10 protein-coding genes are annotated in these 12,036 nt (G+C 61.3%); 3 read left to right on the top strand and 7 right to left on the bottom strand.

Annotated elements, in window-relative coordinates; genetic code table 11:
• Positions 1–29 precede the first annotated feature (29 nt).
• The 3 genes from BLT00_RS29655 to BLT00_RS29645 all read right to left on the bottom strand — a co-directional run bounded on the left by BLT00_RS29655 (position 30) and on the right by BLT00_RS29645 (position 3,228).
• Positions 30–788 carry an alpha/beta hydrolase family protein gene (locus BLT00_RS29655; protein WP_003206064.1) on the bottom strand — a complete coding sequence of 253 codons (759 nt, stop codon included), beginning with the start codon at positions 786–788 and terminating at the stop codon, positions 30–32.
• Positions 778–1,881 (bottom strand): DUF3182 family protein, encoded by a 1,104-nt coding sequence (locus BLT00_RS29650; RefSeq protein ID WP_092149703.1) that lies wholly within the window; start codon positions 1,879–1,881, stop codon positions 778–780. The genes BLT00_RS29655 and BLT00_RS29650 overlap by 11 nt, the downstream gene beginning before the upstream one ends.
• Before the next feature lie 354 nt (positions 1,882–2,235).
• Positions 2,236–3,228 (bottom strand): GlxA family transcriptional regulator, encoded by a 993-nt coding sequence (locus tag BLT00_RS29645; RefSeq protein WP_092149701.1) that lies wholly within the window; start codon positions 3,226–3,228, stop codon positions 2,236–2,238.
• A gap of 98 nt (positions 3,229–3,326) precedes the next feature.
• On the opposite strand from BLT00_RS29645, the gene BLT00_RS29640 reads away from it, so the two are divergent.
• Positions 3,327–3,881, top strand: a complete 555-nt coding sequence (locus BLT00_RS29640; RefSeq protein WP_092149698.1) for a cysteine hydrolase family protein — start codon at positions 3,327–3,329, stop codon at positions 3,879–3,881.
• Positions 3,882–4,133: 252 nt separating this feature from the next.
• Positions 4,134–4,751, top strand: a complete 618-nt coding sequence (locus BLT00_RS29635) for a hypothetical protein (RefSeq protein WP_170862088.1) — start codon at positions 4,134–4,136, stop codon at positions 4,749–4,751.
• A 128-nt stretch (positions 4,752–4,879) separates the two neighbouring features.
• Here BLT00_RS29635 and BLT00_RS29630 read toward each other — a convergent pair whose 3' ends face one another.
• Both BLT00_RS29630 and BLT00_RS29625 read right to left on the bottom strand, forming a co-directional pair.
• Entirely contained in the window at positions 4,880–5,395 is a 516-nt protein-coding gene (locus BLT00_RS29630) for a single-stranded DNA-binding protein (protein WP_024778338.1), read from the bottom strand.
• 9 nt (positions 5,396–5,404) lie between these two features.
• The gene (locus BLT00_RS29625; protein ID WP_092149695.1) at positions 5,405–6,802 is read right to left on the bottom strand and encodes an MFS transporter; all 1,398 of its coding nucleotides are present in this window, start codon (positions 6,800–6,802) and stop codon (positions 5,405–5,407) included.
• Positions 6,803–6,981: 179 nt separating this feature from the next.
• On the opposite strand from BLT00_RS29625, the gene uvrA reads away from it, so the two are divergent.
• A complete protein-coding gene (uvrA, locus tag BLT00_RS29620; RefSeq protein WP_063324142.1) occupies positions 6,982–9,816 on the top strand; it encodes an excinuclease ABC subunit UvrA in 2,835 nt (944 codons plus the stop codon).
• A gap of 114 nt (positions 9,817–9,930) precedes the next feature.
• On the opposite strand, the gene bfr is transcribed toward uvrA, so the two are convergent.
• The gene (bfr, locus tag BLT00_RS29615) at positions 9,931–10,395 is read right to left on the bottom strand and encodes a bacterioferritin (protein WP_014340470.1); all 465 of its coding nucleotides are present in this window, start codon (positions 10,393–10,395) and stop codon (positions 9,931–9,933) included.
• Positions 10,396–10,553: 158 nt separating this feature from the next.
• Complete coding sequence (locus BLT00_RS29610) at positions 10,554–12,002, bottom strand: catalase (protein ID WP_092149692.1); 1,449 nt, start codon at positions 12,000–12,002, stop codon at positions 10,554–10,556.
• Positions 12,003–12,036: the final 34 nt, after the last annotated feature.

Below are 12,036 nucleotides of genomic sequence, written 5' to 3'. Positions count from 1 at the left end.
GCGATGGGGCCCTCGCACACACCGCACGATCAGCGTTCCTGGATGATGCTCAAGCGCTCTCCCACCACCATTTCCGTGATCCAGTCCACCAGGATCGAGGTGTAGGCCTGCTGTGACACGGGGTCGCTCAAGGCATGATCGGCACCGTCGATGATCCGGTGAGTCAGCGAGTGGGTCTGCTGGCACGCCGCCCGGTAGCTCATGATGGTGGCATGGGGCACGTAGGCATCGGTCTCGGACTCCACCAGCAACACATCGCCGGTGAACTGCGAACACGCATGCAAGGCGCGATTGGTTCCGGCGTGCACCAGCGTGCTGCGGTAATCCAGCAGGTCGGTCTTGTCCAGGTCGCGCTTGGGGGTGTGCCATTGCTCGTCGCGGTACAGCGCTGGCACCCGCAGGGCCAGCCAGCGTACCGGACGCAACGAAGTCAGGATCGAAGCCAGGTAGCCGCCATAACTGGTGCCCACCACGGCAATCGCCGAGGTATCCAAGGCTGGGTGCGCGAGCAAGCGGTCGTAGGCCGCCAACAGGTCTCGCAGGTTGTCCTCGCGGGTGACCCGCGCCAACGGGATCCCCGCTCCGCCAGTGTGCCCACGCAAGTCGAAGGTCAGGCACACGCAACCCAGGCCGGCGATGCCTTTGGCCCGTTCCAGGTCCCGCTCCTGGCTACCGCCCCAGCCGTGCACGAACAACACGCCAGGAACCTTCGACTTGGGACTCAGGAATGTCCCGTTCATGCGTTCATCGTCAATCTCGATCTGAATGGTTTCACTTCTAGCCGTCATAGGATTGAACCGTTACGTATTTGAGAAGGAAGTCACCGTTGTGCGCCTCACCGCGATAGACCTCCCTCGCACCGGGCGGCAGCGGTTGCTCGGTGTAGGTCTCCACCGAGGACACCCGCACCGCGCAGGTTTGCGGCGCTTCGACGAACACCTGCAACGCCGCCAGTTCGGCGCTGCTGGCGCCGCCCATGCGCCATGACTGTTCCAACACACCGCCACGGGGCTGGCCGGCGGCATCCAGGCCCTGGGCGATGTCGTAATTGCGCCGCGATGCAAAAAAGCTCGGGTAGGCCTGATTGGCGGCGTCATCGAACACTTGCGCCAGGCGCACCGCCTCGCGCACATCGTCGGGCAATTCGAGCCTGAGCAACTCGATATAACCGCCCTGTACTATCAGCAGGTCCGACCCGCCGTACACCTCCACCCCCTCGCTGTCGTGGGTCAGGTGTTGCACACCGCAATAACTCAGGACCTTGCCGTTGATGAAGCTCTGGCCGACGCTCTGGGTCTTGACCTCGTTGAGGTGCTGTTCCAGCGCCACCCCATCGCGAAACAGCGCCTGGGCGTCCGGCCCGGCGACAATTTCATCGAACTGCGCCAGGCTCTTGATCAGCCGTTGCCCACGCCCGGCACAGGCATGGATCGGCTTGAGGCGAATCGGCCCGGTGTACAGCAAGTGCTCGGCGGCCGGACGCGCATCCTTGAGCGAAAAGACCGTCACGCCATCGAGTACCGCGCCTCGCGTGAGCTTGGCAAACAGCGGCGACCAGCCTTTGGGCGCCACGGCATCCTTATTCAACAGACCGTGGGTAATCGCCTTGGTGCAGATAAAATCATGCTCGACATACCCACCCCACACATCCTCCGGCCCCTTGACCCCCAGGCGCATCAAGGTTTCGGTGCCGATCAGGGTTTGCGTGGGCAACAGATAAAGATCATGACCGGCACTGGGGTCATGGCTGTCGCCGTACTCCCAACCCAGGATCTGCGCCAGCCACTGGGCCAGTGCACGATTGGTCTCGACCTCATGGCGCGGCGCTTGTGGATTGACCGAATAGGCCACTACCCGCTTGTTGCGATTGACTGGTGTCATGCGTTGCCCTTTTTCCTGCGCTCGATGGCTTTGGATATGCCTGTGAATCAGGAAAGGTGCAGAGATCAGGCCAACGGTGGCATCGGTAAGGATGGCTCAGCCAAACGGGCGTCTAGTGCGCAGTTGATAGCATCGGGCCTGTTTCATTCTGCACGACACACGCTTGGCATCCCGCAAATTGCACGATGCCAGGACCAAGCACTGTTCCCTGTGGCGAGGGGATTTATCCCCGCTGGGCTGCGCAGCAGCCCTAAAATCTGACGCCTCGGTGTGTCAGGCAGATTGAGTTGGGTGCTTTGGGGCTGCTACGCAGCCCAGCGGGGATAAATCCCCTCGCCACAAATGGACTCACAGCTACTTTGGAGTATTCGGTGGATTTACCCCAAACCGCGCCCGGTAATCACTCGGCGCCAACCCGGTGATTTTCTTGAACGTCGCGCGAAAGGCGCTCGGGTCCTGGTAACCGACGGTCCAGGCAATGTGGTCGATGGTGCCATTGGTGAACTCCAGCATTTCCCGGGCTTTGCCGACGCGCAGATGCTGGCAGTATTCGGTGGGCTTGAGCCCGGTGGCGGCGCGAAACCTGCGCAGGAAGGTGCGTTCTTCCAGCCCGGCGCGTTCGGCCATCGCACCGAGGGAAACCTCCACCGCGCCGCTGCTTTGCAACCAATGCTGGACCTTGAGAATCGCCGGGTCGCCATGGCCGAGGATGGGCGCAAAATTACTGCCGCACTGGCTCGCGCTGTCGCTGTGCTCGATCACCAGGAATTGCGCCGTGCGCGTGGCGATGCTGGGCCCGAGCAGGCGGTCCACCAGGCGTAGCCCCAGCTCCGACCAGGCCATCAGCCCGGCGGTGGTGATCAGGTCGCCGTCGTCGACGATGGGTTTGTCGGCGTTGAGTTTGATTTTCGGGTAACGCGCGGCAAAGGTCTTGGCCGAAGTCCAGTGGGTGGTGGCGCTGCGCCCGTCGAGCAGGCCGCTTTCGGCCAGCAGGATCGAGCCCACGCAAACCCCGCCCAGCACTGTGCCGTCGGCATGCTGCGCCCGCAGCCAATCCATCAGCGCCTGAGAGACCAAGCCTTCACTGAAACCGGCAAGGGACGGTGGAATCAACAACGCCACCAACTTGCCCGCCGGGCCTGTTTCGCTGTCGAACACCCGCAACGGCGCCTCGCCCTCCTCCGCCCGCCAGTGACTTACCCGCAGCGTTGGCAACTGCACGCTGGCATGCTCGGCCGCGATCCGCTGCGCCACGGCGAACAGATCGGTCAAGCCATGCACCGCCGCCAGTTGCGCGCCAGGGTAGATGAGCACCCCAAGCTCGGCGACGGCCCTTTGCTGCGTCATTGTCAGTTTTCCCTCGCTTATTGTCGTTGCGGCCAATCCTCGAAGCGACGGCAAAAGCCAATACTGGCTTCACACCCAATCTGATCGAGGAAGCCCCCATGTCCAAGCAAGCGCTCATCGTAGTCGATATCCAGAACGACTACTTCCCCCAGGGCAAATGGCCGTTGGTCGGCGCCGAAGCCGCCGCCGACAATGCCGTACGGTTGATCGAAGCCTTCCGTCAGGCCGGTGATCGCGTGGTGCACATCCGCCACGAGTTCACCTCCGACGACGCCCCGTTCTTCACCCCAGGCTCGGAAGGCGCACAACTGCATCCTAAAGTGCTCAACCGCGCCGACGAACCGGTGGTGCTCAAACATTTCGTCAATTCGTTTCGTGAGACCGAACTACAATCCCTCCTCGAGCACCATGGCATCGAACAACTGGTGGTGGTCGGCAGCATGAGCCACATGTGCGTCGACGGCGTGGTGCGGGCGGCAGCGGACCTGGGCTACGGCGTCACGGTGATCCATGATGCCTGCGCCACCCTCGACCTGGAGTTCAACGGCGTCGTCGTGCCGGCTGCCCAGGTGCATGCGGCGTTCATGGCAGCGCTGGGGTTTGCCTACGCGAGTGTGGTGAGTACCGAGCAATTCCTGGCCGACCATCAGTAAACCCACGGCACAGCTAAAAAACCGCGCTTGATCACCCAAGTGCGGTTTTGCCTCGGGCATCAACGGCGTGTCTGAAGGCGATCAAGTCTCCAGCACGAGCAACAACCGCGGCGTCGTCGCCACGAACCCCATCTGCTGCGCTTCGCGCGCCATCCCTTCAGCTTCTCGCCGCTGCGCCCCTACTGTTTTTACTAGGCGTACTTGAGGAATAACGATAAGAATGGCCGGGCATTTTTCCCAAGAGCCAGCCGTATGAAACGCAAACGCCCACCGCGCCTGGTCGAATCCCCGTTCCCGACCGCTACATCAGCGCCACTGCACCCGCCCTCGTGGGATTGCTCAAGCAACGTATCCAGGCCGGGATACCTGGGCACGATGGTGTATGCCGTGGTAATGCTGCTGGCCTTGCCGGTCTATGGGCTGACAGTGCTATCGACGAAGCTGTTTCATGTCGGACAAAACCTGTCGCCCATTCATACAAGAGTGATCGAGGCCCCCCTGTTTATAGCGCTCGCGTTCATCAGCGCATTCGCGGCCGTCTGCGTGCTCAACTGGCTGGCATCCGGACCTGAGGTGCTCGGTTTCTGCTTTGACGAACGCCAGCAACGCCTCACCTTCACCCAATGCCGCCCTGCCCGGCAAACCACCGAAGAATGCGTGCCGTACAGCGATATCCACTCCATCAGGCCCTACATAACGACCGCTTCCGCCCACTTTTGTCACTTTGTGGTGTGCTTCGCCGGGGCCAATGGCAAACCGATCGAACTTCGGTTTTCGGAGGTAACGGTGCGGGACATGGCGTTCCATGCCGAGTGGTTGAGGCAGTCGATTGGCGAGAGGATGCAGGAAGTATTGGATCTGGATTTGTGAGCATGACCGGGATTGCCCGGGGTCCTCAAGTCATGAACCTGGCCTGCGCCAATAAATAAAAAGCCCCAAGGGCAGAGTGCGCTTGGGGCTTTTTTTCAAACTATTGGCTGAGTAGTCTCAACCTGTCATCAGAACGGAATATCGTCATCAAAGCTGTCGAAATCCGGAGCCGGTTGCGGCGCGGCCTGTTGTGGGGCCGGACGCTCGCGTTGTGGCTGTGGGGCCGACTGCGGACGCGGGGCCTGCTGACGCGGAGCCGATTGCTGGTAGTTGTTGCCACCTTGTTGCTGGTCGCCCTGTGGACGACCGCCCAGCAGTTGCATGGTGCCTTGCATGTCGACCACGATTTCGGTGGTGTAACGCTTGATACCGTCTTTTTCCCACTCGCGAGTCTGCAGCTTGCCCTCGATGTACACCTGCGAACCCTTGCGCAGGTATTCGCCGGCGATCTCAGCTACTTTGCCGAACATCGACACGCGGTGCCATTCGGTCTTCTCGACCTTCTGGCCGGTCTGCTTGTCGGTCCACTGTTCGCTGGTCGCCAGACTCAGGTTGGTCACGGCGTTGCCGTTCGGCAGGTAGCGAACTTCGGGATCCTGGCCGCAAGTACCGACCAATATGACTTTGTTAACCCCACGGGCCATAACGTTCTCCTAGGCTTCGCACGTAGTCGGGGCCGGGTTGTTCACCAGGCGCTCGAGCGTCGCGCGATCCAATAATTCGGTGTCGAGTTTGATATACACGGCCGCTTCGTCGGCGACCACCACTGCATCGGTTACTCCAACGACGGCCTTCAGACGCTCGGTCAGGCCAGCCTCACGAATCGCCTCGGGCGATAAGGGCAAGCGCAGGCTCGTCACATAGGGAGGTTCGCGCATGGTAACAGCAAAGGCCAACCAAAGTGCAGCCAGCGCGGCACAACCCAAGAACACAACCGACAAACCGCCATGCTGGAACAGCCAGCCGCCGAGGATCCCGCCCAACGCCGAACCCAGGAACTGGCTGGTGGAATAAACCCCCATCGCCGTGCCCTTGCCGCCCGCCGGCGAGACCTTGCTGATCAACGACGGCAGCGAGGCTTCCAGCAGATTGAACGCGGTGAAGAACACCACCGTGCCGATCACCAGGGCCCGCAAGCTATCGCCGAACTGCCAGAAGAATAGCTCAGTGAGCATCAGCGTCATGACGGCGCCGAGCAAAACTCGTTTCATTTTGCGTCGTTTTTCGCCATAGATGATGAACGGGATCATGGCGAAGAACGAAATCAGCAGCGCCGTCAGGTAGACCCACCAGTGCTGCTCCTTGGGCAGGCCGGCCTTCTCGACCAGGGCCAGCGGCAAGGCCACGAAGCTGGACATCAGCATGGCGTGGAGCACGAAAATGCCGAGGTCCAGGCGCAACAGGTCCGGGTGCTTGAGCGTCGGGATCAGCGCCTGGCGCGCCACCCCGGATTCCCGGTGCTGCAACGGGCCAGTGGCGTGCGGCACCATGAACGCCACGATCAGGATCCCCACCAGCGCCATGGCCCCGGTCGCCAGGAACAGGCCGGACAAGCCAAAGGCGCGGGTCAGCAAGGGGCCTACCACCATGGCCACGGCAAACGACAGACCAATGGTCATGCCGATCATGGCCATGGCCTTGGTTCGATGTTGTTCGCGAGTCAAGTCTGACAGCAGCGCCATGACGGCCGCGGAAATAGCCCCGGCGCCCTGCAGGATGCGTCCGGCGATCACGCCCCAGATCGAGTCGGCATTGGCCGCCAGCACACTGCCCAGGGCGAAGACGATCAGCCCCAGGTAGATGACCGGGCGCCGGCCGATACGGTCGGAAATGACCCCGAACGGGATCTGGAAGATCGCCTGGGTCAGGCCATAGGCGCCAATCGCCAACCCGATGAGGGCCGGGGTCGCGCCAGCCAGGTCCATGCCATAGGTCGCCAGCACCGGCAACACCATGAACATGCCCAGCATACGGAAGGCGAACACCAGGGCCAGACCGCTTGCTGCGCGCGTCTCGCCACGACTCATGCGTTCGCTGTGGGGATCTTGCATGGAAAAACCTCATGTGAACCGGCGGCGATTCTACCAGTCCCATCGATTGAGAGGGTATATGGCGACCGTTTGCCGCGCAGTCTTCATGTATGGCTGTAATCGCACCTTCAATAGTGTGCATCCATCCAGTATTTGCCCGTATACTCCTACGTTTTCGACGCCCGCCGAGCGAGGCCACTTTGGACAAGATCCTGATTCGTGGGGCCCGTACCCACAACCTGAAGAACATCGACCTGACCCTGCCACGGGACAAGCTGATCGTCATCACCGGCCTGTCCGGATCCGGCAAATCATCCCTGGCCTTCGACACGTTGTACGCTGAAGGCCAGCGACGCTATGTCGAATCGCTGTCGGCCTACGCCCGGCAGTTCCTGTCGATGATGGAAAAACCCGACGTCGACACCATCGAAGGCCTGTCGCCGGCCATTTCCATCGAACAGAAGTCGACTTCCCATAACCCCCGGTCGACGGTCGGCACCATCACCGAGATCTACGACTACCTGCGCTTGCTGTATGCGCGGGTCGGTATTCCCCGTTGTCCCGATCACGACATTCCCCTGGAAGCCCAGACCGTCAGCCAGATGGTCGACCTGGTGCTGGCCCAGCCCGAAGGCAGCAAGCTGATGCTGCTGGCCCCGGTGGTTCGCGAACGCAAGGGCGAACACCTGATGGTGTTCGAAGAACTGCGCGCCCAAGGCTTCGTGCGGGCCCGGGTCAACGGCAAGCTGTGCGAGCTGGACGAACTGCCGAAACTGGATAAACAGAAGAAGCATTCGATCGATGTGGTGGTCGACCGCTTCAAGGTCCGTGCCGACTTGCAGCAGCGGTTGGCCGAGTCCTTCGAGACGGCACTGAAACTGGCCGACGGCATCGCCCTGGTCGCACCGATGGACGACGAGCCCGGCGAGGAGATCATTTTCTCCGCGCGTTTCGCCTGCCCGATCTGCGGCCATGCCATCAGCGAGCTGGAACCCAAGCTGTTCTCCTTCAACAACCCGGCTGGCGCCTGCCCGACCTGCGATGGCCTGGGGGTCAAGCAGTTCTTCGACACCAAGCGCCTGGTCAATGGCGAGCTGACCCTGGCCGAAGGCGCGATTCGCGGCTGGGACAGGCGCAACGTCTATTATTTCCAGATGCTCGGTTCGCTGGCGGCCCATTACAAGTTCAGCCTGGATAAACCGTTCAACGAGCTGCCCGCCGACCAGCAGAAATTCATCCTGCAGGGCAGCGGCTCGCAGAATGTCGACTTCAAATACCTCAACGACCGCGGCGACATCGTCAAGCGCTCCCACCCGTTCGAAGGCATCGTGCCGAACCTGGAGCGACGCTACCGCGAGACCGAATCGGCCAGCGTGCGCGAAGAACTGGCCAAGTTCCTCAGCACCCAGCCCTGCCCGGACTGCCGTGGCACCCGTTTGCGTCGCGAAGCGCGACACGTATGGGTCGGCGAGAAGACACTGCCGGCGGTGACCAGCCTGCCGATTGGCGACGCTACCGATTATTTCGGTGGCTTGAAGCTCACCGGCCGTCGGGGCGAAATCGCCGACAAGATCCTCAAGGAAATCCGCGAGCGCCTGCAGTTCCTGGTGAACGTCGGCCTGGACTACCTGACCCTCGACCGCAGCGCCGACACCCTGTCCGGCGGCGAAGCCCAGCGTATCCGTCTCGCCAGCCAGATCGGCGCCGGCCTGGTGGGGGTGATGTATATCCTCGACGAGCCGTCCATCGGCCTGCACCAGCGGGACAACGACCGGTTGCTCGGCACCCTGAAGCACCTGCGGGACATCGGCAACACGGTGATCGTGGTCGAGCACGACGAGGACGCGATTCGCCTGGCGGATTACGTGGTCGACATCGGCCCGGGCGCGGGCGTGCATGGCGGGCATATCGTTGCCCAGGGCACGGCCGCCGAAGTCATGGCGCACCCTGACTCGCTGACGGGCAAATACCTGTCGGGCCGGGTGAAGATCAAGGTTCCGGCCAAACGTACGCCGCGCAACAAGAAGCTGTCGCTGACCCTCAAGGGCGCCCGTGGCAACAACTTGCGCAACGTCGACCTGGAAATCCCGATCGGCTTGCTGACCTGCGTGACCGGCGTGTCCGGCTCCGGCAAGTCGACGCTGATCAACAACACCCTGTTCCCCCTCAGCGCCACGGCCCTGAACGGCGCCACGACCCTGGAAGCGGCCGCCCACGACAGCATCAAGGGTCTGGAGCACCTGGACAAGGTGGTCGACATCGACCAGAGCCCGATTGGCCGTACCCCGCGTTCCAACCCGGCGACCTATACCGGGTTGTTCACACCGATCCGCGAACTGTTCGCCGGCGTGCCAGAGTCCCGCTCGCGCGGCTACGGCCCGGGGCGTTTCTCGTTCAACGTCAAGGGCGGGCGCTGCGAAGCCTGCCAGGGCGATGGCCTGATCAAAGTGGAAATGCACTTCCTGCCAGACATCTACGTGCCGTGCGATGTGTGCAAGAGCAAGCGCTACAACCGCGAGACCCTGGAGATCAAATACAAGGGCAAGAACATCCACGAAACCCTCGAGATGACCATCGAGGAAGCCCGGGTGTTCTTCGACGCGGTGCCAGCCCTGGCGCGCAAGCTCCAGACGCTGATGGATGTGGGCCTGTCGTACATCAAGCTGGGGCAATCGGCAACGACCTTGTCCGGCGGTGAAGCCCAGCGGGTCAAGCTGTCCCGCGAGCTGTCCAAGCGCGACACCGGCAAGACCCTGTATATCCTCGACGAGCCGACCACAGGCCTGCACTTCGCCGATATCCAGCAATTGCTCGACGTGCTGCACCGCCTTCGCGACCACGGCAATACTGTAGTGGTGATCGAACACAACCTGGACGTGATCAAGACCGCTGACTGGCTGGTGGACCTGGGGCCGGAAGGCGGCTCCAAGGGTGGCCAGATCATCGCCGTAGGGACGCCGGAACAAGTGGCCGAGATGAAGCAGTCCTACACCGGCTACTACCTCAAGCCGTTGCTGGAACGTGATCGGGACTGATTTCACCCGAGCACGAAAAAGCCCCTGTCATCTCATCGGTGACAGGGGCTTGATCGTTCCCACGCTCTGCGTGGGCATGCAGCTTGGGACGCTCTGCCTTCCCTTTCCCAGCAATCAGAATTGCGATTGCAGGTAGTTTTCCAACCCGATCAGCTTGATCAGTCCCAACTGCTTCTCCAGCCAGTAGGTATGGTCTTCTTCGGTGTCGTTGAGCTGGATCCGCAGGATCTCGCGGGTCACGTAGTCGTTGTGCTGCTCGCAGAGCTCGATGCCTTTGCACAGTGCGGCGCGGACTTTGTATTCCAGGCGCAGGTCGGCGGCGAGCATGTCGGGCACCGTGGTACCGACGTCGAGGTCATCGGCACGCATGCGTGGCGTGCCTTCGAGCATCAGGATCCGGCGCATTAGCGCATCGGCGTGCTGGGTCTCTTCTTCCATCTCGTGGTTGATACGTTCGTAGAGCTCGGTAAAACCCCAATCCTCGTACATCCGCGAATGGATGAAATATTGATCACGGGCTGCCAGTTCGCCTGTCAGCAACGTGTTGAGGTAATCGATTACGTCTGGGTGACCTTGCATCGCCCTACATCTCCACAAGCTCTTAAAGGTTGTAGTTTGAACCAAGCTGAGCGCAAGGTCACTGTCTCAACGCTACAAAAGCGAAGAAAATCCGAGAAAACCAGGTTAAATAACGCAAAAACCGCCCAAATGAGGGCGGTTCTGCTTCTCGTTTAGACTTAGTTAAGCGCTACACCCAAGGCTTTTGCGATGCCCTCTCCATAGGCAACATCGGCCTTGAAGAAATGCTGCAGCTGACGGTCAACCACATCTGCCGACACGCCTGCCATTGCACCGGCGATATTGCTGATCAACAGCGCCTTTTGCTCATCGCTCATCAAGCGGAACAGCGCACCGGCGTGGCTGTAGTAGTCGGTGTCTTCGCGATGATCGTAACGGTCCGCCGCGCCAATGAGAGCCAGTGCTGGTTCTGCGTAACGCGGGGCTTGCTTCGGCGCTTCCACGTAGCTGTTAGGCTCGTAGTTCGGTGCCGCCCCGCCATTGCTGCCAAACGCCATGGCACCGTCGCGCTGATAGGTATTGACCGGACTGCGCGGCGCATTCACCGGCAATTGCTGGTGATTGGTGCCCACACGGTAGCGATGCGCATCAGCGTAGGCGAAGACACGGCCCTGCAGCATGCGGTCCGGCGAGAGGCCAACCCCTGGCACCATGTTGCTAGGGCCAAACGCCGCTTGCTCGACTTCAGCAAAGTAATTCAGCGGGTTGCGGTTGAGCTCGAGCACACCGACTTCGATCAGCGGAAACTCTTTCTGCGACCAGGTCTTGGTGACGTCGAACGGATTCTCGTAATGGGCTGCGGCCTGGGCTTCGGTCATGACCTGGATGCAAACGCTCCATTTCGGGAAGTCACCGCGCTCGATGGCGCTGAACAAGTCACGCTGGGCGTAATCCGGGTCCGTCCCCGCCAGGCGTGCTGCCTCTGCCGGCGCGAGGTTCTTGATCCCTTGCTGGGTCTTGTAGTGCCACTTCACCCAGTGGCGCTCACCCTGTGCGTTGATCAGGCTGTAGGTATGACTGCCGAAGCCGTGCATGTGGCGGTAGCCATCCGGGATACCGCGATCGGAAAACAGAATGGTGACCTGGTGCAACGCCTCAGGCGAATGCGACCAGAAATCCCACATCGCCTGGGCGCTTTTCAGATTGCTTTGCGGCAGACGTTTCTGGGTGTGGATGAAGTCTGGAAATTTCAACGGATCACGGATGAAGAATACCGGGGTGTTGTTGCCGACGATGTCCCAGTTGCCTTCCTCGGTGTAGAACTTCAGGGCGAAACCGCGCGGATCGCGTTCGGTGTCGGCAGAACCACGCTCACCGCCCACGGTGGAGAACCGCAGGAAAGTTGGGGTTTGCTTGCCGACTGTATCGAACAACTTGGCGCTGGTGTACTGCGTGATATCCCGGGTCACGGTAAATGTACCGTAGGCGCCCGAGCCTTTGGCGTGCACACGGCGTTCAGGAATATTTTCGCGGTTGAAGTGGGCGAGTTTCTCGATCAGGTGGAAATCGTCGAGCAGCAGCGGGCCGCGCGGGCCGGCGGAGCGAGAGTTCTGGTTATCGGCGACAGGAGCGCCACTGGCGGTCGTAAGCGTTTTGGTCTGGCTCATGCTCAATCTTCCTAGGTCGGTCTTCGAACTGCCG

The sequence above is a fragment of the Pseudomonas sp. NFACC51 genome, from assembly GCF_900103575.1.
Classification (GTDB): domain Bacteria; phylum Pseudomonadota; class Gammaproteobacteria; order Pseudomonadales; family Pseudomonadaceae; genus Aquipseudomonas; species Aquipseudomonas fluorescens_Q.
Note: the sequence above shows the minus strand (reverse complement) of the source record. Positions and strands in the feature narration are given on the sequence as shown.